General features: G+C 40.0%; 24 protein-coding genes. 10 read left to right on the top strand and 14 right to left on the bottom strand.

From position 1 onward, the window contains the following. Positions 1-11: 11 nt before the first annotated feature. The 9 genes from OTG27_RS11550 to OTG27_RS11510 form a co-directional block, all read right to left on the bottom strand. On the bottom strand, positions 12-1,172 hold the full coding sequence (locus tag OTG27_RS11550) for a DUF819 family protein (RefSeq protein ID WP_098187620.1): 1,161 nt from the start codon (positions 1,170-1,172) through the stop codon (positions 12-14). 161 nt (positions 1,173-1,333) lie between these two features. After that, positions 1,334-1,651, bottom strand: a complete 318-nt coding sequence (locus OTG27_RS11545; protein ID WP_034312026.1) for a DUF3870 domain-containing protein — start codon at positions 1,649-1,651, stop codon at positions 1,334-1,336. A gap of 319 nt (positions 1,652-1,970) precedes the next feature. Beyond that, on the bottom strand, positions 1,971-2,117 hold the full coding sequence (locus tag OTG27_RS11540) for a hypothetical protein (protein WP_268936986.1): 147 nt from the start codon (positions 2,115-2,117) through the stop codon (positions 1,971-1,973). 49 nt (positions 2,118-2,166) lie between these two features. Next, positions 2,167-2,838: a nitrilase-related carbon-nitrogen hydrolase gene (locus OTG27_RS11535; protein ID WP_268936985.1), complete on the bottom strand. Its 672-nt coding sequence runs from the start codon at positions 2,836-2,838 to the stop codon at positions 2,167-2,169. Positions 2,839-2,890: 52 nt separating this feature from the next. Beyond that, the gene (locus tag OTG27_RS11530) at positions 2,891-4,375 is read right to left on the bottom strand and encodes a sodium:solute symporter family protein (RefSeq protein ID WP_034312033.1); all 1,485 of its coding nucleotides are present in this window, start codon (positions 4,373-4,375) and stop codon (positions 2,891-2,893) included. Beyond that, positions 4,372-4,572, bottom strand: coding sequence for a DUF3311 domain-containing protein (locus tag OTG27_RS11525; protein ID WP_268936984.1), 201 nt, complete (start codon positions 4,570-4,572; stop codon positions 4,372-4,374). The genes OTG27_RS11530 and OTG27_RS11525 overlap by 4 nt, the downstream gene beginning before the upstream one ends. Positions 4,573-4,701: 129 nt before the next feature. Next, a complete protein-coding gene (locus OTG27_RS11520) occupies positions 4,702-5,934 on the bottom strand; it encodes a Zn-dependent hydrolase (RefSeq protein ID WP_268936983.1) in 1,233 nt (410 codons plus the stop codon). Positions 5,935-6,036: 102 nt separating this feature from the next. Further along, positions 6,037-7,656: an amidohydrolase gene (locus OTG27_RS11515; protein ID WP_268936982.1), complete on the bottom strand. Its 1,620-nt coding sequence runs from the start codon at positions 7,654-7,656 to the stop codon at positions 6,037-6,039. Between the two features lie 296 nt (positions 7,657-7,952). Beyond that, a complete protein-coding gene (locus OTG27_RS11510) occupies positions 7,953-8,837 on the bottom strand; it encodes a hypothetical protein (protein WP_268936981.1) in 885 nt (294 codons plus the stop codon). A 192-nt stretch (positions 8,838-9,029) separates the two neighbouring features. Between OTG27_RS11510 and OTG27_RS11505 the strand changes: the two genes are divergently transcribed. The 3 genes from OTG27_RS11505 (at position 9,030) to OTG27_RS11495 (ending at position 13,077) form a co-directional block, all read left to right on the top strand. Next, positions 9,030-9,761 (top strand): hypothetical protein, encoded by a 732-nt coding sequence (locus OTG27_RS11505; RefSeq protein ID WP_268936980.1) that lies wholly within the window; start codon positions 9,030-9,032, stop codon positions 9,759-9,761. 556 nt (positions 9,762-10,317) lie between these two features. Further along, positions 10,318-11,268, top strand: coding sequence for an arginase (gene rocF / locus OTG27_RS11500; protein WP_034312048.1), 951 nt, complete (start codon positions 10,318-10,320; stop codon positions 11,266-11,268). A gap of 372 nt (positions 11,269-11,640) precedes the next feature. Continuing rightward, positions 11,641-13,077: an amino acid permease gene (locus OTG27_RS11495; protein ID WP_268936979.1), complete on the top strand. Its 1,437-nt coding sequence runs from the start codon at positions 11,641-11,643 to the stop codon at positions 13,075-13,077. Between the two features lie 262 nt (positions 13,078-13,339). On the opposite strand, the gene OTG27_RS11490 is transcribed toward OTG27_RS11495, so the two are convergent. Continuing rightward, entirely contained in the window at positions 13,340-13,618 is a 279-nt protein-coding gene (locus OTG27_RS11490; RefSeq protein ID WP_034312053.1) for a hypothetical protein, read from the bottom strand. A gap of 382 nt (positions 13,619-14,000) precedes the next feature. On the opposite strand from OTG27_RS11490, the gene OTG27_RS11485 reads away from it, so the two are divergent. Continuing rightward, on the top strand, positions 14,001-15,332 hold the full coding sequence (locus OTG27_RS11485; RefSeq protein WP_063576274.1) for an oligosaccharide flippase family protein: 1,332 nt from the start codon (positions 14,001-14,003) through the stop codon (positions 15,330-15,332). 180 nt (positions 15,333-15,512) lie between these two features. Beyond that, positions 15,513-15,704 (top strand): DUF3934 family protein, encoded by a 192-nt coding sequence (locus OTG27_RS11480; RefSeq protein WP_034312059.1) that lies wholly within the window; start codon positions 15,513-15,515, stop codon positions 15,702-15,704. Positions 15,705-15,918: 214 nt separating this feature from the next. Here the strand turns inward: OTG27_RS11480 and OTG27_RS11475 are convergent, their stop codons facing one another. Both OTG27_RS11475 and OTG27_RS11470 read right to left on the bottom strand, forming a co-directional pair. Then, the gene (locus OTG27_RS11475; RefSeq protein ID WP_268565698.1) at positions 15,919-16,284 is read right to left on the bottom strand and encodes a DUF948 domain-containing protein; all 366 of its coding nucleotides are present in this window, start codon (positions 16,282-16,284) and stop codon (positions 15,919-15,921) included. Between the two features lie 95 nt (positions 16,285-16,379). Then, a complete protein-coding gene (locus OTG27_RS11470) occupies positions 16,380-16,769 on the bottom strand; it encodes a DUF948 domain-containing protein (protein WP_268936978.1) in 390 nt (129 codons plus the stop codon). A 130-nt stretch (positions 16,770-16,899) separates the two neighbouring features. Here OTG27_RS11470 and OTG27_RS11465 point away from each other — a divergent pair, with 130 nt between their 5' ends. The 3 genes from OTG27_RS11465 (at position 16,900) to OTG27_RS11455 (ending at position 18,218) form a co-directional block, all read left to right on the top strand. Beyond that, on the top strand, positions 16,900-17,142 hold the full coding sequence (locus OTG27_RS11465; protein ID WP_268937065.1) for a four-helix bundle copper-binding protein: 243 nt from the start codon (positions 16,900-16,902) through the stop codon (positions 17,140-17,142). Between the two features lie 289 nt (positions 17,143-17,431). Further along, positions 17,432-17,593, top strand: coding sequence for a hypothetical protein (locus tag OTG27_RS11460; protein ID WP_268936977.1), 162 nt, complete (start codon positions 17,432-17,434; stop codon positions 17,591-17,593). Positions 17,594-17,906: 313 nt separating this feature from the next. After that, positions 17,907-18,218 (top strand): hypothetical protein, encoded by a 312-nt coding sequence (locus OTG27_RS11455; protein WP_034312065.1) that lies wholly within the window; start codon positions 17,907-17,909, stop codon positions 18,216-18,218. Positions 18,219-18,797: 579 nt separating this feature from the next. On the opposite strand, the gene OTG27_RS11450 is transcribed toward OTG27_RS11455, so the two are convergent. Next, positions 18,798-19,469 (bottom strand): hypothetical protein, encoded by a 672-nt coding sequence (locus OTG27_RS11450; RefSeq protein ID WP_054395911.1) that lies wholly within the window; start codon positions 19,467-19,469, stop codon positions 18,798-18,800. Positions 19,470-19,780: 311 nt separating this feature from the next. On the opposite strand from OTG27_RS11450, the gene OTG27_RS11445 reads away from it, so the two are divergent. Next, complete coding sequence (locus OTG27_RS11445) at positions 19,781-19,990, top strand: YqaE/Pmp3 family membrane protein (protein WP_034315248.1); 210 nt, start codon at positions 19,781-19,783, stop codon at positions 19,988-19,990. A 60-nt stretch (positions 19,991-20,050) separates the two neighbouring features. Here OTG27_RS11445 and OTG27_RS11440 read toward each other — a convergent pair whose 3' ends face one another. Beyond that, positions 20,051-22,621: a helicase-related protein gene (locus tag OTG27_RS11440; protein WP_268936976.1), complete on the bottom strand. Its 2,571-nt coding sequence runs from the start codon at positions 22,619-22,621 to the stop codon at positions 20,051-20,053. A gap of 526 nt (positions 22,622-23,147) precedes the next feature. Here OTG27_RS11440 and OTG27_RS11435 point away from each other — a divergent pair. Further along, positions 23,148-24,107, top strand: a complete 960-nt coding sequence (locus OTG27_RS11435) for a sensor domain-containing diguanylate cyclase (protein ID WP_098187635.1) — start codon at positions 23,148-23,150, stop codon at positions 24,105-24,107. Positions 24,108-24,563: the final 456 nt, after the last annotated feature.

The following is a 24,563-nucleotide window of genomic DNA, read 5'->3' as shown; positions in this document are numbered from 1 at the left end:
ACAACCCTTCCTTAAAAGCTTGAGAGTATATATGATGTAAGAATTCCAAAATAGGTGCCCAGAAGACTGCCAAGTACTGCCATCAATATCCCGACCGGTATTAGCGACCGGTTGAATGCACCAGCCAATATGGGGGCTGATGCCACGCCCCCTATGTTGGCCAAAGAGGCAACTCCCATTGTAAATAGATCCAACTTAAAGATTTTGGCCAAAAGGACCATGATCAATCCATGAAAGAATAGAATCATAAAGCCTGAAATAATATACACAGGTGCTTGAAACAGCTGTGAAAAATCGGCATGGGAAGCAATTAAACCAATGACGATATAAAGCATGACTTTGGAAATTTCCATGGAACCGGCGATACGTCCAACCTTCGTGACAGCCAGAATTAATCCTACGGTCGAAGCGATGATGATCGTCCAAGTGGTTCCATTCACAGCGGCACCGAGTACCGGCAGTCTCTCCCCAATTTGGGTTGCACCTGCTGAAACAATTAAAGCCAGCGCCAAGAAACCGATCAATTCAACGAATCCAAATTCCGTCTTGGCGGTTTCCCCCGCTTCAAGCTCGGAAGTCATCTGATCAATGAAAGATGTATCCGCTTTCGTCCAAATATTGAATTTTCCAGCAAGAGGCACCAGCCAAAACAAAAACATGACCCAAATGGAATAATTAACAGTATCCATGATCAACGCATAGCCAAAAATATTTTCAGGCACATCGAGTATGCCTTGCAAGATCACCATATTGGCAGAGCCCCCTGTCCAGCTTGCGCTTAAGGCCGAGAATGCCTTCCAAGTTCCTTCCGCATAAAAGCCATTCATTAAAACGTAAGTAAGAGTGAACCCTCCAATAATGCTGAATGAAGCCGCAAAAAAAGTTAACAGCATCTTTGGTCCAAGCCTGATGATTTTCCGCATATCGCATTGCAAAAGCATAAGCATCAACATGGCAGGCAAGAGGAGCCCCCGTATGGTGCTATATGCACTTTCGACTGACTCACTATCTGAAAAGACCCCGAATGTTTTCATCAGAGCCGCTCCAATATAAATAAGCACAATACCAGGAACATACTTGAAGAACTTTCCTCCTATCTTTTTCTCCACAACCGCAATCAGGGCAGTAAATGCCAATAAAAAGCAGACAAACATTACACCATCTTGAATCATATTCCATACCTCCTTATCTTTTATAACTAAATGCAATTTCCATTTTATTCAACCCTATCAATGAATTATTGCATGGCACTACATAGAAAAATCCAGCTGCCAAAGAGCGCGTACGCACTCTTTGGCAGCTGGATTTCAATTGCGACTGACAAAAGAAGCAGCTATAACTTATAAAGTTGCTGATATTTGATGCTGGCATTTCTTAAGGCGACGGTCAGTGCTTTCTGAGATGAACCAAAATACCGTTGCTCAATTTCTGTCTCCAATTCATCGGGCCGAAGAATGGATTTACCAACTAACATGGATTGAATGAAGCGTGATGTAATCGATATCGTGGTCGAGCATTCCGCATCCACTATTTCATGCGTATCACGATCAATGACGAACCCGATAAAAAAGCAGTTGAATTGCTGTGTAATTGGATTATTGGACGGTGCCTTCGATTCGCCAACTATATATACTGTATTCTGTTGAAACATGATTGTTGTGCCTCCTGCCATTACAGACATCATAACAGGTATAAATAGGGTGACTATCTATATTATTACAATATGAAATGGTTATATATATTTTAATATATGCAGCAAGAATTGACAATATATTTTGTATATTTAGTCAATTCCCGATTTATTCGGCCAGAGAATAGATAAGTTCTATAACTAATGCGCCAATCAAACTGAAGAATCACGAAGAATAACCAGGTATTGTTTAAGAACTCGTTTCAGGGGTCATTTTTTGACCTACCACCGCACTTTATTGGACCTTCATTCGGACGACAACGGTTCGGGATCCAACACTTCATTTCAGCCCTTTGTATGGTTCATATTTTGCATACATATCTTTTCGGCGATTACGATCCTTGAAGGTGGTTGCTGCACCACTTTTTCGATTCTCATAAAGTTCGTCCATATCCACTGTACCGGTAATGATGGTATGTTCATTCATTACCGCCTCGGCCACTATTCCATTAGCAGGCCAAGCGCTGTCACAGGGACTAAGGATACTGGCACGGCCATATCCGTTCGGCAAGGGTGATCCTTGGTTCACCAACTGTGGGGCAATGAACAAAATATACCTGATTTTCTATTGCACGTGCATGTGCGCAATGGCGAACTCGCCAAAAACCAGCCTCTGTAAATGTGTATGATGGGCAAAAAATGATTTCGGCACCGTTCACTGATAATATCCTTGAAATTTCAGGTATCTCCGCTTCATAACATACCGCTAGCCCTATCTTAACCGGACCCACGGAATAAACCTCCAGTTCATCGCCTTCAGAAGTATGCCAATTCGCTTCAGCAGGAAAGATATGAGTCTTTTTATGCTCAACGACTGTTCCGTCTTCATCAAAAATATAAGCAATATTGTAGTATTCATTTTCGCGGCGTTCCAGATGAGTGCCTGCAATGATGACTTGTTTTCTTTTTCTTGAAATTGACCTGAAAAGATCTTTGTATTGATTGGTATATTCATCGATCCTGATAACGGACGAGGCATCCTGTTCTCCAAAGGCCGCTGATAACCCGATAGTTAGCAGTTCAGGAAAAATGATATAATCCGAGTTTTCGGGAACTTGGGTGATCAAGTCTTCTACTTGTTCCTGAAATTCAAGGAAATTTGACACTTTTTCTACACGAAATTGGCAAGCTGTTATTTTAATTTTCACAAAAGCCCTCCCATATCATGTTTTATCAGTTCTTCCAGACTTTTAAAAGAAATCAGGATATCTTGTCCAGATCATTCATCTCGGTCTGTTGCATGGAGATTTGTTTAGTCAGGGCACTTACAAGGAATGTTACTAGTATATTAATCAACAAAGCTATGACGCCTGTACTGATATCATTAATTACATGTGGGGTATTTGGCAGGAATGTAGCAACCTTCACATCTGCAATTGTCGCATATAAAACAATCAGGACACCTGCCAATATTCCAGCCATCGCACCATACTTATTGATTATATTGGTTTTTGGCAAACTGAAAAACAAGGACGGGGCCAGTTGCGTAATTAAACTGTAAGACATGATATTCAGGATGGCCAAAGCCTCGCCGCCTGTAACCGTTACAATTAAAGCAATGATTGAGATACCAATAATGATTATCCTTGAGACAATCAATTGATGTGTTTCAGTCGCAGCAGGTACCAGAACTTTGAAAAAGCTATTTGTCAGACCTACCGATGCAGCCATTAGCATGACTGAAGCCGGTACTAGGGCCGTTAATAAACCTGCAGCTCCGATAACCCCTATCACCCAAGGATCGAATGTTTGTATCGCCAGCCTTAAAAGTGAGAGATCACCATCAGCTCCTTGCAAACCCGGGATTTGCATGATGGCTGTAAATCCAATGAAAAAAACGAACAGCAGCAACAATGTGTATAAAGGTAACGCAATCGCATTTTTGCGAAGGGTCCTTTCCCCATTGGACGATAAAACGACCATGAAAGTTTGTGGCAGCAAATAAAATCCTAGTGCATTCAGCAAAACGGTGGACACAAACCAGGACTGACTCAATCCCTGATCTGCCAAAACCAACATTTCCGGTTTGGCAGCTTGCACGGTCTCGAACATTGGCTGTATGCCTCCGAAGTAATGAACTGGAATGTAAATCCCTAAAAAGATGACGACCACCAAAATCATGAAATCTTTCAGTATGGCAGTCCATGCCGAACCATGAATGCCTGAAATCATTACATAGGTAGTTACAACCACAGCACCGATCACACTTGCTGCGACTGGTGAAATGGCTCCGTATGATGCTTCTGAAACAATGATACCCAATCCTTTAAGCTGTATGACTATGTACGGGACGAGGGCTAAGCTTCCCAATACAGCAACGATCATCCCCATTGACCTGCTTTTATATTTAGATGCAAAATACTCTGGCTGAGAGATAATGGAATGTCGTTTTGAATATCTCCATATTTTAGGGACGAGCCAATATGATAGGACATAAGCTAAGAAAATATAGGCTGGAACATAATAAGCAGCGGCACCTTTTGAGTATGCCCACCCACTTCCGCCCAGGAATGTAAAAGTTGTATAAATTTCACCTGCTATCAAGAGAAAAATGAAGAATGTACCGAAGCCCCTGCCCCCTACGGCAAATTGCTCCATATCCATATCCTTCCCTTTTCTTGCTTTAATCCCTAAATAAAGTGCTAGAACCAAGAAGATGGCAATGATTAGCAATGAGATATTCATTCAGATTCACTCCCTTTATTATCAGGATCGAACTTATAGACGATCATTAATATAATCGATGCCATCACCATCCAAAATGTAACCCAAAATAACAAAAAAGGCATTCCCAATATGTACGGTTCTATTTTATTTGCATAGGGCAATAAACCTAAAAACCCTATAAATGGAACAAAAAGCAATAGCTTAATAGCATTCAAATTATACCCTCCCCTAATTAGTTTCCTTACACGGGTGCATAACCATCAGTCAAGCCGACTTTCAAGCTGAACTGATGGTTTGATGGCACCCTTCGGTCACTGGCTGTATACAACCAACCATATTTCCGCTTAAGATGACTGGATGGCAAGGACCGTTTCCAATATTACATTGACGCCTTTTTCACAATCTTCCCATGTAGTAAGTTCCTCTTCACAATGGCTTTTCCCGTTGATGCTTGGGACGAAAACCATGGCAGTAGGTATATAACTGGCTATAAACTGTGCATCATGTCCTGCGCCGCTTACCATTCTTTTATATGGTAGTCCTAATGATTTGCTCGATTGCTCGAGCAAATTGCAAATGGATTTGTCGAACCACACGGTATCCCTGTCCCACAGTTTTTTCGCTTGGATGTCGCAGCCGCCTTCTGAACCTCTAGTTGTAAGGCCTTTTATGACTTCCTCCACCTTTTCGATGACTTTGGAATCCTTATGTCTCGCTTCAAGCGAAAAAACCACTTTATTAGGGATGACCGTATGGATATTCGGAAACACATTTACCCTCCCCATCGTAAAAACCAAATCGTCATCAAGCATGCTTAGCTTCTGACGGGCCTCCATGATCAAGCTATTCGCGGTGAAGAAAGCATCTTTTCTCATATTCATCGGGGTGGTTCCTGCATGATCGGATTCTCCTGTAATTTCTATCTCATAGCAAACCATACCAAGGACACATTCAACGACACCGATTGTTAGTGATTCCCGTTCAAGAATGGGCCCTTGTTCAATATGCAACTCTAGAAATGCAGTTGCTTCTTTTAAACGAGACTCTTGATTCCCTGCATATCCAATGTCACTCAAGGCACTTTCGAAAGTGGTTCCTTCACTATCCGTCTTTTGCAGCATTACGGATTTTTCGAATTTACCCGAAAGAACTCCCGAAGACATCATGGAAGGTTCGAATCTGGCTCCCTCTTCGTTCGTAAAATTGACGATCATTACCGGAATTTTAGGCTGGATATTGTTTTCGACCAGAGTACGCACGACTTCCAAGCCTGCAGCTACACCCAAGATACCATCAAACCGCCCGCCCTTTTTTACCGTATCCATATGCGATCCCATTACAATAGGTGGTTTGTTTTCAAGTCCCGCTAAAGTGGCGTAAATATTCCCCATATCATCAATCTTAATGGTCATACCCAATTCTTTACAGCAAGCGCAAAAATAATCACGGACTAATCGATCTTCGTCGGAAAGGGATAGCCGTGTGACCCCGTTGTTTTCAGTGCGTCCAAAATCAGCAAATTTCTCTAGCGTACGACTCAGCCTCTCACCATTAATTAATAATTTTTGCTTTTTCATAGCGAATATCCCCCTTTTAGATAACCTGCTAAATCCTCTTCGTTCGCTTAAGCCAAAAAAATGTAAGTGAAGGTCTTGTTGTTTTAGAATAGTCACGCTAGATTATATTTCCACCATTGTTTCCCTATGATAAAGAATCTCCCCATTCAGAATCGTCGATTCAACTTTCAAATCCTTGATATTTTGGGAATCCACTTTCAATATACTATCATTCAATACTACTAGATCGGCCAGCTTTCCTGCCTCCAGGCTGCCTTTGACATCTTCATCGAAACTAGCAAACGCGCCATTCCATGAGTATAGTTTAATGGCTTCCAATACGCTAATCGATTGAATCGCACCTATTTTCATACCAGACCTGCTTGTTCTATTAACAGCAACGTGTATGCCTAATATAGGGTCGTGATCAGTAACGGGAGCATCTGAACCGGCTGCGGCCAGGATGCCATTATCAATAAAATCACGGGCAGCGTACATATGGTTGACCCTATTGCCGTAATGTTCAATATATATATCACCGAATTCATAAGGAAATGGGGGGTTGGGGATTGGGATGACCCCAAGTTCTTTCATCCTTTTTTGTAAATCTGGTGAAGATATTCCAGCATGCTCAATTCTATGTCTATGATCTTTTCTGGGCGATTCATTCAAAGCCTTTTCCACGCAATTTAAATACATCTCTATTGCCCTGTCTCCTTGGGCATGGACTGTGATTTGAAAGCCTCTTTTATGTGCCTGACCTAATACTTGATGGATCTCCTCTTCTTTATAATAAAGAATCCCGGAATAACCAGGATCACTCGTATAAGGCTCACGGGTGGCAATTGTCGGACCGGTACTGCTGCCATCCGTAAACAATTTGGCTGGTCCAATTTTGAATCTTTCGTCCCCCGTTCCGGTTATCACTCCCGAATCTACCATTTTATTCACAAATTCATGAGAATTATTCAATGAACCGACCATCGCATAGATACGGACACGAATGTCCTTATTTTTTATGGCCTGCTGCATTAAACGGAAACTGTCAGGACCATGAGCACCAGCTTCATGAATGCTTGTAATGCCTGCTTCAATGAAATGTCCCGATGCTATTTTGACCGCCTTCAACAGTTCACTTTCTGAATAGCTTGCTCTGTCGGCCATTATCATATTTGCTGTTTCAATGAGTTTTCCTGTAAGCCTCCCCGCTCCATCCTTTTCAATGATCCCTCCAGTTGGATTCTCTGAGTTTTCATCAATTCTAGCAATCTCAAGCGCCCTGCTATTCACCACGCTTATATGGCTGCATGTGCGATTCACGATAATGGGATGGTCTGTTGAAATAGCATCCAATTCCGCTATTGTTGGATAACGTTTTTCTTTCACTGCGGTCTCATTGAAGCCCCAAGCCCGAATCCACTCACCTTTAGGGATCGTCGAAGCTTTCTTCTTCAGATCGATTAACAAATCTTCTACAGATTTGATATGTTCAGCTTTACAGCTCACTGCCAATTGATTGACACCATACAAGATAAGATGAATATGAGAATCTATAAACCCGGGAAGTAAGGACTTTCCCTGCAAATCAATCACATTTGTTTCTTCTCCGATAAATACCTTGATTTCCTGATTCGTTCCGACTGCCGAGATGCGATCACCGTTAATTGCCAGGGCTTCCGCGACTTCATTTTTTGGATTTACGGTTATGACTTCGCCGTTTATGAACACGATATCAGCTTTCAACCAACACACCCCTTCCTTATTGTTTCCCCCTCAGTTCTGCCCTCTTCATTTGCTGTACCTGCCGCCACTTACCGGAATATTCTGTTTTCAACAGATTCATTATATCCACACCAGATTGTGAAATCATTAGACAAATAGTCAAAAATATCATCGTTTTTTTATACCTTTTATATAATTGCGTCTTAATTCCCATGGTTTGCTGGCCCAAGCCCCCTCTATTCCTAAGGGGACTATAACCAATCAAAAAAAGGATAGATCCAGCTGCTTATTTGCTTATCTATCCCGCCATTATTCAATTACAACCCATTGTTTCTCCCGATAATGCCAATGGTCAAATACTGTTTATTTTCTTGAAAATCCCATGGCCAGTATCGAAGGGTTAATTCGCTTTTATCCAATTTTTCAATAAACGTTTTTACCCCTATCAAGGCTGCCCCATATCCAACGTTCGAGGCCAATGCAAAGATGGCATTCAGCCCTTCGTTAATGGTATCCATATACTCAGGTTCGATTTTTAAGATATCAGTCCATGTAATACAGAATCCATTTTGCTTGGTACATTTAGATATAGAGTGATTCACTGTACGAACGATCTCATCCCTTATATCCAAAATTCCATTCTTCATCTCTTCTGCATCTTTTTTCTGATAGTGGTTTGCATGATCGGAAAAAAGCTCCATTGCCCAATTATAAAATAGTTGAGTATAAATGGCGGACGTTGCCACGATATCAAAATCATTATTATAATTAGCAAAAACACGTTCAGAAAGCTGACCTAACCGATTCTCGGTATCCTTTAAGTACCGAATAATTCCCTTTGCCGTTTCACCACGATTCAGCATGGAAGATAGGTGGCGATCAAAATCCACTTTATCGAGGCCTGTTACATCAATTTCAATAAGTTGAATTTTCTCCCGGGTCCGTTCAGGCAAATTTGCCGTCCCCTTTTCCATACTTTCCATATCAATATCAAATAGGTATATGGAGTTGCATTTAGTTGCCAGATACTCTATATCCAAATCATCGCAATTGCCTGCTCCGACGATAGCCACTTTATCTACGAACGCTTTTTTCGAAAAAACGGCATCGAATAAACCTGTAACTTGTATACGATGTTGTTTCCACCTTAACTTTCTGTATTCATCCCGATTATGGTTCATTTTTCTTTGATAGGTTTCCAAGTCAATCTCTCCCTTTAGGGTACTAAGGATTTATTTATTGTAACAAAGTATCCCGATCTTTTGGAGGGCAGGTAATTTAGATTTCGCACTGGGGAAAAGATAGGCTCAATTTCCATAGTAAAATGAGTGATAATGATGTTAGAATAATATGGGAATTATTTTAAAGTAGCAGTGATTACAGGAGGGAGTTCCTTGAGCAAAACAAAGAAGATTTTACTTACTTTATTAGGTGTTTTTTCAATCATCTTGGTCGGTGTGGTAATCCTTTTGTTTTCATTCACACAGAGCATGAAAGCAGATCCCGATGAAGAAAAGAAGATCCGGGATAAAGCTGAAAGATACTTAGAGGAAACTTTTGATGAAGGAACCGAAATATATGATGTCCTATACGACAATATGGGAAACCGGGGCTATTTTGAATACGCAGCTAAAGTGAAACATGAAAAATATGGTACGCATTTTCTTGTTTTCTTTAATGATGAAACAGGGGAAATGGAGGATACATTCCTATCTGATAAATGGCAAGATGATGCAGAGAAGGAAATCAGGCCATATGTTGAAAATGAACTGGGTGACGTGTTGATATCCAAGGAAATGGAAAATATTGCAGAAAGTGAAGATTGGGAGAAGATTCAAGAAGAAATAGGCGATAATAATCAATTACTCTTGGTCTTTGATGAGGGGATCGGTAAAGAATTGAACATTGATCCGAATAAGCCAGCCAGCTATAAAGATTACGAAGTTTCCCCTACCATCCGGATTACCCTTTCACGTAAGAAACAGGATGCAGATGAAGACCGCATTAACGAAATCATCAATGGCCTCAAAAAAGATAAAGTTCTTGAACATGGAAATATGATTGTAGAATATATTAGTACCAAAGGTGTGCCACTTGAAGATGAGGAATGGCATAAAAGATTTTAAAACCAACATATAGTTTAACAGGAAGGTAAAGGGCAGCCGTTCTTTACCTTTTTGTATATGTGAAACACAAACCCTTCGAAATGGCACTTTCCTCTAGTAATCTATCCTATTTTTTGTAATGAATCGTTTCTCGCGGTTAACCACATTAGAGAAAAAATTCTTTATTCTCACGTCAAAAAAATTTTTTTAATATAAAAATGAAAAATCCTTCCATGCATTTTAGGTGAAACCGCTCATTTTGATGAATAAATGTAACCAGTATAATATATTCAATATCTTCAGAATCTTCCTTCGGCCACCGATTCAGGTTGGTAACGCTATCACTTCCATTCCTGGAATAAAAATCTTAACAATCGCAGATTTCAAAGGAATTCAACCAATTCCCTTCATACCCCACACGGTAATTTATCCAATTCATAAATAATCAATAATAGGAATTTTAACCCAGGACTTTTACCCTTTTTTCAATCGTATAAATATTCAAAAAAATGTCGAGTTGAGTCATCTATCATTTTACCCTTATACTAGGGTAGAAAAATCGAAGGAGGAATTACATATGAAAAAGGAAATTTCAATCATTGGTGTGCCAATGGATCTTGGTCAAACTAGAAGAGGAGTGGATATGGGGCCAAGTGCCATCAGATATGCAGGATTAAGTGAAAGACTTGAAAACATTGGCTATACTGTCCGTGATGAAGGTGATATTAAAGTAGAAATACAGGAAAGAGCACAAAGTGATAGTGACACAAATTTAAAGAATCTGCAGGATGTAGCAGAAGGTAATGAAAAATTGAGTCAAAAAGTGGATGAAGTCATCCAAGCAAATCGTTTTCCTTTAGTTTTAGGAGGAGATCACAGCATTGCTATCGGGACATTAGCCGGTTTAGCGAAGCATACTGAAAACTTAGGGGTAATATGGTATGATGCACATGGGGATTTAAATACTGCCGAAACTTCCCCATCAGGAAACATACACGGTATGTCCCTAGCCGTAAGTTTGGGTCTTGGCCACCCTGCACTGACTAACATCGGCGGATATTCTCCAAAGGTCAAACCAGAGAACATTGTCATCATTGGTGCCCGTTCTTTAGACCAAGGTGAGAAAGAGTTAATCAGGGAAAAAGGAATTAAAGTCTATACGATGCATGAGATTGATAGAATGGGTATGACAAAAGTGATGGAAGAATCGATCGCCTATCTGAAAGAACGTACGGATCTTGTACATTTATCACTTGACCTTGATGGTCTTGATCCAGATGATGCACCTGGGGTCGGTACGCCTGTAATGGGAGGCATTAGCTACCGTGAAAGCCATCTTGCCATGGAAATGCTGGCTGAAGCTAATATCATTACATCGGCAGAGTTTGTTGAGATAAACCCAATATTGGACGAGCATAATAAAACGGCTGAAGTTGCTGTCGCATTAATGGGCTCATTGCTTGGGGAAAAATTACTTTATGGAGCGGAAGAACATATCACTCCTGATTTATTGGCTCAAGTTAAATAATCGGACACTTTGTTTTTGATAGAAAGATAGAGAGTTCTTTAAAGTGATACTCCATAGGAAAAAGCCCATACTTCGTTTATGAGCTTCTTCCTCCATTGGCGGATGATCGATTTGAATCAATTTATATCCCTAGTTTCCTGACGCTTGGCTTCTCTTTCTTTATTAAGCGGCGCTTTCGAAATTAATTCTGCATAGGTACCTATGTTCCTTGAATCATGCTTCTTTAATGCAGAAGTAATCTCCTTTCGGAGGGAATTCGACATCATCTAAGAATCAGATTCTAAGCTATTAGACTTGTAAGAACACAAATTCCCTAAAAACGTCCCAACATAAATGAAACCGTTTGCACCCATCAGGTAAAGGAGTTTTTCAATGAAAACAGCAGAAAATCAACCAAATGAATTAAAACGGAGCATGAAAGCAAGACATTTATTTATGATTTCAATAGGGGGATGTATTGGTACGGGCTTTTTCATCGGTTCGGGCTATACCATTCATGAAGCAGGAGCTTTCGGCGCTATCCTCTCTTACATAGTCGGCGGCTTCATCATGTATTTAACGATGCTATGTCTAGGTGAACTATCCGTTGCGATGCCTGTTTCCGGTTCGTTTCAGACATATGCGACAAAGTTCATCGGTCCTGGCACCGGGTTTGCCATTGGATGGCTTTACTGGTTAGGTTGGGCAGTTACAGTTGCCTTGGAGTTTCTGGCGGCAGGCCAGCTTATGCAAAGATGGTTCCCTGAATCACCCGTTTGGATGTGGTGTGCAATCTTTGCTTTTCTCATCTTTTCATTAAACGCCTTATCAGCAAAGGCATTTGGCGAATCGGAATTTGTTTTTTCCAGCATAAAAGTATTGGCCATCATTCTGTTCATCATCCTTGGCGGTGCTGCTATGTTTGGTTTGATTGATATGAAAGGTGGACAAGAGACACCATTTTTCTCAAACTTTTTCGCTGAGGGTCTTTTTCCTAATGGGATATCGGCCCTGCTCATCACAATGATTACAGTGAACTTTTCCTTCCAGGGCACAGAGTTAATCGGAATTGCCGCTGGAGAAAGTGAAAACCCGGAAAAGGTCATACCAAAATCCATCAAACAAACGGTGTGGAGAACCCTCTTCTTCTTTGTTCTTTCGGTCACTGTACTTTCGGCGATGATTCCAAGGGAAAAAGCAGGTATCTCAGAAAGTCCATTCGTTGTTGTACTGGATAGTATCGGGGTTCCGTATGCAGCTGACATCATGAACTTCATCATTCTTACAGCACTGCTGTCAGTAGCGAACTCCGGCCTTTATGCTGCTACACGTATGCTCTACTCGCTTTCAAGGGAAGGCATGGCAAGTCCGAAACTCGGTTTGGTGAATAAGAGAGGAATTCCGCTTAATGCCCTGCTCATCACACTGGCGATTGCCGGTTTGTCTTTACTTTCTAGTGTAGTGGCTGCAGACACAGTATTTGTCTTTCTTCTCTCCCTTGCAGGATTAGGTGCACAAATTGGCTGGATTGCCATATCTGCTAGTCTTCTTGCTTTTAGAAGATCATATACCCGCCAAGGTGGAAAGATAGAAAATCTGAAATTCAAAGTTCCGCTATACCCATTCATCCCCATTCTTGCTTTAGCAACAAACTGCATCGTCATGATCAGTTTAGCATTTGTTCCTGAGCAGCGAATGGCCCTGTATTGCGGGGGAACATTCTTCCTTGGATGTTATGCGGTTTATCACTTTAGAGTGAAGAAAAACAAGACCATAGAAACGCCTAAGCAGGAAGTTGAATTAAATGCCGGTAAAAAAATGGTCATTTAATCCAGAACGCTGCGAAGTATAGTAAGTGGTGAAAAGTGATTTTTACAATCCATCAAGATTGCTTTTCAAAGAAGAAATACCCTGGATGTTTACACACCCAGGGTATTTCTTTTATTTAGTCACCATTCCTGCCAGCTACCCAATGGTAAACCGCTTTCCAGCTTTTTTAGTTCCCCTAACCACCCCTGTATATAAATAGGAAGTTAAATTTCAAGCTCCATCTGGGCAATAAAAACCAAATGTCAAAACAAAAAAAATCATCTTAATCGATGATTTTATATTGTGCAAATTCCTTTAATTTAGGCAGGATTGGCTCTAAAATTTCCTTGGCTATGTAATCGGTGTCCAATCCAATGAAGCGTTCACTTTCCATGTCGACAGATCTCGCATTTTCCGGGTCATCACAAAAAATAAACGATATGATTCCGTTATCCTCCATCATATCTACATATTTAAATGTAATGTCATGTTTCGTAAGACAACTTTCAAACGCAATGCACAATTCATCTATATTTGATTGACTAATAGATGTGAATTTCATATTGATCATCCCCTCTGCTAAAGGATAGCAAAATAAAGCTTGAATTTCAAAGCGAAATTCGTGTCCCGCTCTTATGTTCTTCTGACACTTTCGATAAAGGAAACATGGCAACAAAAAAGCCCTCGATTGGAATATCACCGTATGAAGCCTATTGATAAATGTCATGGCTAATGATTTTCCCATTAGAAATGATTGTAACCAAATCGATTTCATTCCATTTCCCGAGCTTACCCTTATTTAATTTTTTATCTTTCAACAGCGATTAATAAGGATTGCCATAGGCATAATCACATTTTGTATAGCCGTGATCTGCAGTTCCTCATGAATATTCCATGGCATGTCTCATATCTTTATACAAACACCTTGTTAGGAGTGGACCAACATGAAATCTTTTTATAAAGGAACGCTCATCTTGATTGTCGCAGCGTTTTTTGGTGAATGTATCGAATTTTTAGTGAACATGCTCCTAGCCAGGGAATTACACGAAGAGGGCATGGGGCTTTATATGTCCATATTGCCAATTTTCTTTTTGATATATGTGATCGCCAGCCTTGAATTACATATTTCCATCTCAAAATTCGTTGCGGAAAATAAACAGGCCATGCATTATAATCTTATCATTCATGCACTTAAGATGGCTGCAGTCGTCGTATTGGTAATGTGTGTAGTCATGCCTTTCATACTTTCCTTCTCATCCATAATGGACAAATACCATCCCTATATTAAATGGCTGCTCATCACACTGATCCCAATAGTTGCCTTTTCGTCGATTGCAAGAGGCTATTTCATGGGTGTCCAGCAAATGGGGAAGATTGCCTTTTCCAACTTTTTAAAAGATATCATTCAATTCGGCTTGCTTTTCCTCATCTTTAACTTATTTCATTTTAACCAGGAAAAGTCATTATTGATGGCCTTTTTTGTTTTGATTGGCAGTGAGTTCCTCGTTTTTCTTTACTTGATCAACCTTTTGATTCTTCAAATGCGGATCATGAGGCGCGGTACGAACTCACGGACAACCGGTAAACTTGCACGGCAAAAGTTATTGGCGGTTTCTCTGCCCACCATGGGGTTAAGGATCTTTCATGCGATAACAAATGCCATCCAACCTTTTTTGATCCACACTGCCCTTCTCTCGGCAGGATTCGGTGCGGTAGTGGCTACAGAGCATTTTGGGATGCTTACTGGAGTTGCAATGACGATCGGCTTCTTTCCAGCCTTTATCGCGCATTCCTTAATGATCATGCTCATTCCGAATGTTTCGAATGCATACAAGAGGCAGGATAAAGAAAAATTGAGGGTTTTATTGCAAAAATCGATGTCTTTCACCGTATTGTATGGAGTTCCGGCCGTGTTTTTCATTTATTTCTTTGCGGAACCTTTGACCTCCCTCTTTTTTTCTTCAACTTCTGCCGCATACTATTTAAAATTATTATGTCCTTACTTCCTTTTTCATTTTTTTGTCATTCCCATGCAAGCCTATCTCATCGGCCTGGGTTTAGTGAAAGATGCTTTCATCCATACCGTATGGTCCCATATTGTTGCCTTTTTAATGATGTATATCCTAGGGTCACAGGCTTCTCTTAATATGGGAGGAATCATTTTAGGAATGAACACTGGTGCGGTATTATTAACCTTCATGCATTACTTGACCATTTGCAAAAAAATCGGCATAAGCGTCTTACTGACGAAATCAAGATCGATATCGATAAAGTGAAGCCAAAAGCAAGTTCCGCACGGCAAAATCCTTGCTGTTATTGGTTTAAAAAGATTTAGATTAAAAATATTGAGCCTTTCCCTGTACATATCACCTTCGTTACTGTATATTTCAACATACTTGGGTAATAATCAAGTAAAATGGTTTAAACTAACCATACAATAGTAATGGAGTGATTTCATGAGTAAAGCTAAGGCTAAGAGCGGAACGGGTAAAGGTACGGGCACTGGAACGGGCAAGAAGGGCTGGAATCGTTGGAAAACAAGTGCCAACAAGAAAAAAAGCGCCAAACCATATGTTAGTAAAGGCGTCAAGCATTCCAGTGATTCAAAAACATCCGGTCACTCTACAGGTGACAAGACAGAAAAATAATTGCTTGTCCTACAATCCATACAAAACATACAACATTTATGTTTGTTCCATATTCTCATACAGGGTGTTAAGAGATCTGTATGAGAGAAATGGGTCTTATAGATATAAACCACTAACAATATCCAAAGAGGCATAAGAGTACGGCTATTATACATACCATCAAAAAAGACACTCCAAAACCCGGCAGTGTCTTTCATTTTTATTTTTTTCTTTTTTATCTAACTTGGCTTTTGGGTTTGATAGCATTGATTTTTTTCGGGGAAAACTCTGTACGGAAGCCGTTAGTGGCTTTTTTAACAGAGTTTGTAACCGAATGTATCGCTTCACCAACGTCCTGAGCAGAATCCAATAATGGTTCAACCGTTTTCATTTTAGCTTTTACATCGTCGGTGATTTCATTTGCAGTTTGCAATAGTTGTTTCGATTCACCGGATAAATCGTGGATGGCATTTCGCACCTCAGCCAATGTGTGATTGGCTTCCCCTATCGTGACCATTCCCTTTTGAAGTGTACTTATCAAAAATACGACCAACCAAATGAAGGCTAAAGCGATTGCAGCCACACTATATTGAATAATCAAGATAAAGCTCCCCCTCTGAATTAAATGGTAGAAACGATTGCTTTTAATAGGTTAGTGAATCCCGGGGTGCCTGTTTTTAAAGATAAATGATGATTCTATCTGAGTTTTATTTGAACCCCCCCAGCTTTAGTTCGAGTTGAAGGAGCTGACGGTGTGGATAAATCCTTGGGGCGGCCTTCCAAACTGGCTTCTTTCATGGTATTGGTTACATTATGAATCATTTCCCCAACATCTTGAGCGGATTCCAGCAATGGATCTACATTTTCCATCTTCCCTTTTACATCCGCAGTAATTTGATTGGCAGAGTGGATCAGTTGTTTGGACTCTTGCGTCAATCCATGGACGGCATTTCTTACCTCTTCCAGTGTCTTATTTGTCTCTTCGAGCGTTCCCATTCCTTTACGCAGCGTCTGGTTGACATTATATATTAAATACACGACGGCTCCGGAGACACTGACAACACTTAATTTAATGAACATTTTCATATATCCACTCCTTTCATTTAAATTTATGCATTGTCCCTTTCATTCATTCCCTATAGTCCATTACTTGTCCGATCAGTTTTAAAGAACCATTTACCTTTCCCAAAATGAAGTTTAATGGGTAGTTTAATGGATAATAGTAAGGGCGTGTAATCATTGTTACGACACATGCTTAAAAGAAGAACATGTAAACATGATGCTGGAAAGCATTCGCTTGGATCGGGAATATGCGGATATTTGCTCTTTTTTAGCGCAGGCAATAGGTAGAGGAACCCCGTTGGCTAAAGTTTGTGTCAAGATTTGTGAAAGCTGCGGAAATGAATGCAAAAAACACGATCATGAACAGTGTCAAAAATGTGCCGAGGCTTGTTTGTGATGCGCAGAAGAATGCAGAAAAATAGTCGCTTGATGTAAGGATAGCATTAGCTATTCCTTTCAGACTATAGACAAATTCGATGAAAATCGAGTTTGTCCATTTTTATGGCTTGTACAATTTGGACGTTTATTGAAACGTAAGGCTCGCTTTCTGCGGGGTCTCCCCTAGACGCGCTTTTCTAAGCAGGAGTCTCGTACACCCACTCCAATCAACTTTGTCCTACCTTTTAGATAGAATACTGTTGCCTGGAGTGAGTTTTGTTTTAAGTATTAAAACCTGAGGGATGAGGATGCCTTCTAAACATGATTCTATTCAGCGAGATCAACTTGAATTGATTACTTTAGATCAACTTGTGCCACCGAACCATTTGGTTCGTAAAATGGAGGCTGCCATTAAATTTAAAGAAGATGGCCAATTGAACATGGCGAGGTCCAAAAATGGCCAAACATAGTGCGCTCGTAGAGCCCCAATCTCATAACTTTAGGCGAAATTCAGAGGAAATTTCAAAAGGGGCTCAGATTTTATTAATTCCGTACCCCTTTTGTCTACAAACTGTAAGGAATAGCATTAGCTATTCCTTTTATTATCCTTCCCTCTTACCAACTGACTACTTTTTGAACCTATTAAAGGATGATGATATTTCTTATATATTTTAACGAGGTGTTTGTTGAAATTTATTTACCAAGAAATTTCAACAAATACGAAAAACATCTATTGAAAATCGCCCTTTTTAGGCACACTAGTATTAAAAACAGGAGGATATTATGACACCTCGGAATGTTCCTGCTAAAGATGATTTAGAAGTGAAAGATACCCCCGCTTCACCTGATAAGGAAAGTGAAGCAGCTAAACTCAATCGATTATTAGGTGCAGTTATGCGATATTTATCAGATGATGAGCAAGAAGAAATAGATATAGAGTATCTTCTCGAAAACACCGAAGGGCTGCGGGATTGGTGGAGCGAATATAGGGAGCTTGACCGAAAACGGGTCGAAGAAGAAATTAAAAATTCGCTGACGGATCTATCCCTTGAAGAACTTGAAAACATACGAGAACAAATCCGTACAAAGGCATAAAAAATATCCCTGCATAGGGATTTCATTTGTAGAATGGGGTTCTACCTAAAATATATAATAAGACTAGATTATCCTTCATGTTTTTTACTGTAATCCTTATTGGATTGAACAAATTTGCGACACTCCTGCCGAATTACTGGCTAGCCGGGACACCACAGCCTCTTTGATGCGGCTTGGCAGACAGTAGTCGGAAAGGAATGGATTTCTGAAATTACATACTTTGTTGCTATTTACCAGGTAGTGAGTTGTGGTTGATTTCCCCTCCAGATGCTCGCTTTCCTTGGTGCGGGCGGTGAGCCTCCTCGGCGTAAACGCCTGTGGGGTCTCACCTGTCCCGCTGCTCCCGCAGGAGTCTCGCACTTCCGCTCCAATCAACCTTAAATAGTTTCGTTTTAAAAACAACAATCTTTACGAAAAGAGCCTAAATAAAAAACGGCAGTCAAACTCGCTTTTTTTTCGAGTTTATCTTCGAAATCCCTGCATTGTTATTTAACCAGATCATTCATGAATTTTTCATACCCAAAGACATTTTTTGAGTTTAACAATCATTCCGTTCATGGGCAAAATACTTCCTCGTATTCAAACGCCACTCAAGGAACTTAGTTCTAGTTGATCGATCATGGAATCAACCAATGCATGCAATGGATTTAAAACTGTCTGTCCTGTCTGAAGTTCATATCTCCTTGCCGCTTCGACCATTGATAGTTGAGCTACAGACAGCCGTCTATTTTCGTTTTTAAACTGGGATAAATAATTCATGATTTCCTGATTATATCTTTCTCCCAATCCCTGCATAATGAATTCAAAGGCATCGTCGATAATGATGACTTCAAAATCCACAGTCCCATATTTTTCTGCATGTGCAGTTAAACGTTTGACCGTTCCTTCAACAGTGGCAGGGTTCGTGAATAATATCATTTGCGGCTGCTGCAATTGGCAAATTTGCTCAAAATATGGTTCATCGATTTTAATGATGGGCATGGGTAAAGATAGTTGTTCTTCGTTTAATAAAGCAATATAGTTTGTACAAGTTATCAGGATGGCATCCACTTTACATTCGGCAATCCATTCGACCTGTTGTTTAACCTTTTTTTGAGCATCCGAATAATTAAAATTTTCATCCGTTGACACCCGTTGCATCAATCCCGGATCTACAAAATGAAGCCATTCAATATCGAATTTCGAGAATGCGGTTTCTATGTATTCTATATTTGTATAGTGTGCATGCAAACAGCCTATCTTTTTTTTCATAAATCTCCCGCTTTCGTCAGTTAGTATTCTGATTATTCTAACACAAAAACGCGACACATTGACCGATGGCAGCAAAAACGATGAATAACCATGTCCCCCCTATATCGGGGTAAAAGACTGCTTCTTTGAGCCAGATTGCTCAGTAGGTATGAATCGGGCTCTTGAGCATATATTTATCAAGGCGATAACAAAGGGAATCATCAGGAAAATGGAACATCAGTAACCAAATTGCTGCTCATTTAAAGTAAAGTAACCATTAAGAGAAACAAACCGAAGTCAGTTAAAAAACATTATATTGGAGAGTGTTCACCATTCTTTATTTAATTGCGATTCTTTTCCCTCCATTAGCGGTTTTATTGGCCGGTAAACCCATTCAGGCTGTGCTTAATTTGGTCCTCACACTATTTTTTTATGTCCCTGGATTAATTCATGCAATCCTAGTGGTGCATGACAAGAAAGCGGATAAACGAATGAAGCGGCAAGCAGCGTTTATTGCAAAACTGAAACGAACGACTAAGTGATTTATGCAAACACCAATAACCCGAATACAATGTATTCGGGTTATTATTAAAAGAATTCGTTTAATTGAATCTGTGCGTCTTTCTAATCCCTCTATGATAACAAGCGTCACATATTTGAAAACGTGAGTCATCAGGCAGCCTTTTTCCACAGCGCTTGCATTTTTTTTGATAATTCAACATTTCATCTTTTAACTGATCATGAACGCCATCACTGATTTCTTCACGGATACGCTCCCAATAAACAGCTTCCGTACGCTTACCCATCCGATATAAAAATAATAGATGAAGACCTATAGCTTTATAAGATAGCTCCAACTCCTCAAGATTCCTTGTCTTGATGATCGGTTCAGGAAGGTCACTGTTCTCGGCAATCGCTTCGACCGTTTCCAGCCACTGTCTGATCAGACTTGGTTCTTTTGCCGAAAAAGGAATATGCAGGAAACCATATAAATCCATTAAAGAAAAACGAGCTTCGATTTCTGTGTCCCGTATCAGTTCGTAAAGCTCCCTTTCTTCCGATAGCGAAGCCTTTTTCGTGCCTTTAGGAGGCTCAAACCTCTCCCACATTTCGAAAAATGTCCCCAGGTTCCGGTAATATTTTTGAAAACGTTCAAATACAGCAGAGGTTGGGGCGATCGTGAAGGTTTGAACTGGCTCATCTACCTGTTCCAGCAACTTATTCATGATTTTGATTTCTGCTGTAAATGCTACCTTCCCCGTGTCATAAATCCCTTTTCTACCCGCTCGGCCTGCGATTTGCTTGATTTCTTGAGAAGTCAATCTTCTTCTTCGTGTCCCGTCGAATTTTTCATTTTCAAGAAAGACGATGCGGCGTATTGGCAAGTTCAATCCCATTCCAATCGCATCGGTGGCAACGACAACTGATGTTTCACCGCGATTGAATAATTCTATTTGCCGTTTTCTATTTTCAGGAGGCATACTGCCGTATATCATGCTGACATTATGTCCACTCTCTTTAAGCCGGGATGCTGTTTCCAGTACCTGCCTTCTAGAAAAACAAATGAGGGCATCCCCTTTTTTGGTATACTTCAGTCCAAACTCCCTTTGTTCCACCTCAAGCGGTATTTCCCGTCTATATTCGTGAAGTTCTAAATCTGCTTCATTCAGAAGGTTCAGAAGCATCTTTTTGATATTATTGCTCCCGATTATGTGTACTTCATTCGCATTAGCTTGCGTAATTGCCCTAAACCAAGAAAAGCCTCGATCTTTATCGGCAATCATTTGGGCTTCATCTATGACGATTACTTCATGGTAGTCTTTTTCATGAAACATTTCAACGGTACTGGAGACATGTTTCGCACCCTCAATAGCCTTTTCTTCTTCACCGGTTTTTAATGAGCAAGGTACACCATCCGCATTTAATTTATCAAACACTTCCAGTGCAAGCAGCCTAAGTGGAGCCAGGTACATACCGCTTTCCGCTTGTTTCATTTTTTCCAGGGCCTTATGCGTCTTCCCTGTATTGGTCTCACCTATATGCAAAACATATCTAACTTTTTTTCCTAATGATGGAGTATAGGCCTTACCGATGATGTCATCGATCATCCTTTGCTCTTCTGCCCGCTTCCTGGCTTCTTCTGCCAATACTTCAGCTTTTCTTCTTTCTCTGTTCTCCACGTCTTTTTCAAATATTTCTTCGTGCAATATTTCATTAAAAGGAATTCCTTCAAGCTTCAGTAAATCAGAAAGGTATTCTTCCTGAAGCTCATCAAAACAGGACTGAGACAAATCGGCCAATTCATCGCTTAGTATACCTTGAAGGGCTTCAATCGTCAGCCTTTCCCCATATGACTCCAAAAAATCATGATGCAGGGCGGCAGATAGATGGTTCAAGTATTTGTCAGGGGCTAATTTCATTATGAAATCCGAAACTAACCTTTCATACCTGTAGTAGTAATTTTCATATTCATAACGGTTCCGGCCCCAACCGATTAACGAATGGATATCGCCTGTCAGCTCTTCGAAAAAGTCAGTGACCATTAGGTATTCGGCAGCTTGAAAACCGCCCTCTTCAACTAATTGTTCTTCAAGCAAGTACGGATCGACATATTGGAATTTAGGCTTATTCTTCAGATCTTTTGCCATAATACCGGCAATATAATACCTGACATGTAAATATAAAAGAAGTGAGTTACTTTCGAAAAATGAATTGGCTTCTTCTTGCAGCCTTGCGCGTATTTTCCAACGCTGTTTGGCAAGCCGCTGTTCTTCTTGTCGCCTAAAGAATTTCTCCCTTGCATTTTTATATCTCTTCTCCCAATCTTCTTGATTGTCGGCAAAGGTTTTTTTAATCCACGTTAAGCCATCAAATGGGCGATACTTCTTTAATTCGTTCCGGAACATGCTATTGATCAGCTTATGGTCTGAACCTTCCGTTACAAATCCCCTTTCGCTTAAAAAAGCCTTTTTTTCCTTTCTGGGCACATCATTTGATGCTTTATTTATCCAAACATTAATCCAAATTTGCTCAATAAAAGTCGTCCTGTCTGATATATATGCTGAATAAGAAGGCATTGTCTCTTGATTCTCTAAATAAAAATCAATATCCTGGATGATTTTTTCTTTTGTATTCTCTATAGCAATAGGATATATACTTTCTAATTTTCCCATAGTGATCCCCTTTTGAATTATCCAATATGTACTTTATTACTTCCTTTTATCCTCCCCAAATTCTTGTTTAAAATGAGTTTGGTACATTCGTTTTTAAATTCATGAGCTCCGTTATCATGAGAGGATGCCAAAATGCCAGGTTGCTTTGCTTTCCAAGGTAAATATCAAAAATATGCCAAATATGCACATTAAAGTTACTCTCGCCATTTCATTTACAGTATAATGCTATAAATACTGATTAGAATTTATGGATTATGAAGAGATACCCCGCCTTGGCCAGAATCGTTTTATAATCAGGAGAATTTAATGATAATAAAAAAAAGCCGAAAATTAAGTAAAGGTCCATTTTTCAACTTTCCCGATTACATGATTCATCCATAATACAATTCCAGCCCCTTAATTGAGTTTAGAGGAAATCCGGGCAACTGTCACGATATTCAGATTACGCTTTTGTGTCTTTGCTTTGAATATAAGAAATAACATCAGAAAACCTAAAAAGAATATAGATAAAAAAAGGAGCCTGGGAATGATTCAGCAAGATATCAACTATTATAAAAATTTTGATTCCATCGCTAAAGAAGTATTAGCACTTTTAGCTCAAACCATTGAGGTCAATACATTTTTCCTTTCTATAGTGAATCCCATCCAGAGTTTCATGATCAAGTCCTTCAATAGAAATGCAAAGTTAATTTGTGAAGGTGACATCCTTCCATATAATATGGCTTATTGTAAATTAGTTGTTGAGAATGGCTTGGAACCACTCGTAATCCCGAATTTGGGGAAACATGAATTGACTAGTGACCACCCTGCAACCAGTTTAATCGGGAATGGGTGTTTTATGGGAGCTCCCCTTATAAATGAGGGTGAAATCATTGGGACATTATGTGCATTCGACATTAACCCTCATGTTTTTAAAGAATATGACCTAACCCTCATTAAGTCTATGGCAGCTTTGATTAGTCATGCCATCAATCTTGAAAAAGGGATTATCAGGGACCCTTTATCAGGTCTTTATAATCGGAACTTCATTTATAATTATTTTGATTATCATCAAGATAAAACGAACGATGAAATGGCCCTTCTTTACATCGATCTTGACCATTTTAAATTTTTTAATGATTCCTTTGGACATGTTACTGGTGACGGCGTCATCAAAAAGGCTGCTGAATGTTTTTTGCAAACCGTCCCCGAAGGCAGTCAGGTGGCTCGAATCGGTGGTGATGAATTCATTGTATTATTAAATCCTTCGCATTGTGAGGATTTAATGAAAAGCACTCAGCAAAACGCTGAATTATTATTGAACAGTTTATCCACAATGCCCATTACCATTAATGGAAATGATCATTTTGTATCAGCTAGCATAGGGATTAGCTTTTATCCTCATCATGGTATGGAAATGGACTCACTTTTGAAAAAAGCGGACCGTTCCATGTATATGGCCAAAGAGTCTGGACGGAAAAATATTCAATACTTCCACCCTGAGTGATCATGTAAAAAATAAAATGCTCTTTTCGTAAAGATTGTTATTTTTAAAACAAGGGTGATTGAAGCGGAAGTGCGAGACTCCTGCGGGAGCAGCGGGACAGGTGAGACCCCACAGGCGTTTACGCCGAGGAGGCTCACCGCCCGCACCAAGGAAACTGAGCATCTGGAGGGGAAATCAACCACACCGCACTACTTAGTAAAAAGCAACAAAGTATGTGAAAACAGCCAAATAAAAAAACCAGTTCTCCTTAGGAGACTGGCTTTCTTTCACCTTAAAAAAATCCAACGTTTCGCTTTCAGCCTTTGCAAAAGCTTGAGCAGGTCGGCATTTGCCTTATGTATCCGTTTCTCGGATGGTGAAGCGGAGGGGACCGGGATGTTAACTCTCTCGGGCTTTTTGTTCATATTCTGAAAGACCCTTCCTATTCTTTGATTTTGAATAGTATATGCGGGTTAA

Source organism: Peribacillus sp. AS_2, from assembly GCF_026891895.1.
In the GTDB taxonomy this organism is placed as follows: Bacteria; Bacillota; Bacilli; order Bacillales; family DSM-1321; genus Peribacillus; species Peribacillus frigoritolerans.
Note: the sequence above shows the minus strand (reverse complement) of the source record. Positions and strands in the feature narration are given on the sequence as shown.

Excerpts from the sequence above, each read along its gene's own strand:
- OTG27_RS11480 (WP_034312059.1), top strand. The coding sequence starts at position 15,513 with ATGAGTAAAGCTAAGGCTAAGAGCGGAACGGGTAAAGGTACGGGCACT.
- OTG27_RS11470 (WP_268936978.1), bottom strand. The coding sequence starts at position 16,769 with ATGAAAATGTTCATTAAATTAAGTGTTGTCAGTGTCTCCGGAGCCGTC.
- OTG27_RS11450 (WP_054395911.1), bottom strand. The coding sequence starts at position 19,469 with ATGAAAAAAAAGATAGGCTGTTTGCATGCACACTATACAAATATAGAA.
- OTG27_RS11550 (WP_098187620.1), bottom strand. The coding sequence starts at position 1,172 with ATGATTCAAGATGGTGTAATGTTTGTCTGCTTTTTATTGGCATTTACT.
- OTG27_RS11455 (WP_034312065.1), top strand. The coding sequence starts at position 17,907 with ATGACACCTCGGAATGTTCCTGCTAAAGATGATTTAGAAGTGAAAGAT.
- rocF (WP_034312048.1), top strand. The coding sequence starts at position 10,318 with ATGAAAAAGGAAATTTCAATCATTGGTGTGCCAATGGATCTTGGTCAA.
- OTG27_RS11540 (WP_268936986.1), bottom strand. The coding sequence starts at position 2,117 with ATGAATGAACATACCATCATTACCGGTACAGTGGATATGGACGAACTT.
- OTG27_RS11520 (WP_268936983.1), bottom strand. The coding sequence starts at position 5,934 with ATGAAAAAGCAAAAATTATTAATTAATGGTGAGAGGCTGAGTCGTACG.
- OTG27_RS11460 (WP_268936977.1), top strand. The coding sequence starts at position 17,432 with ATGCCTTCTAAACATGATTCTATTCAGCGAGATCAACTTGAATTGATT.
- OTG27_RS11530 (WP_034312033.1), bottom strand. The coding sequence starts at position 4,375 with ATGAATATCTCATTGCTAATCATTGCCATCTTCTTGGTTCTAGCACTT.
- OTG27_RS11495 (WP_268936979.1), top strand. The coding sequence starts at position 11,641 with ATGAAAACAGCAGAAAATCAACCAAATGAATTAAAACGGAGCATGAAA.
- OTG27_RS11435 (WP_098187635.1), top strand. The coding sequence starts at position 23,148 with ATGATTCAGCAAGATATCAACTATTATAAAAATTTTGATTCCATCGCT.
- OTG27_RS11440 (WP_268936976.1), bottom strand. The coding sequence starts at position 22,621 with ATGGGAAAATTAGAAAGTATATATCCTATTGCTATAGAGAATACAAAA.
- OTG27_RS11490 (WP_034312053.1), bottom strand. The coding sequence starts at position 13,618 with ATGAAATTCACATCTATTAGTCAATCAAATATAGATGAATTGTGCATT.
- OTG27_RS11485 (WP_063576274.1), top strand. The coding sequence starts at position 14,001 with ATGAAATCTTTTTATAAAGGAACGCTCATCTTGATTGTCGCAGCGTTT.
- OTG27_RS11545 (WP_034312026.1), bottom strand. The coding sequence starts at position 1,651 with ATGTTTCAACAGAATACAGTATATATAGTTGGCGAATCGAAGGCACCG.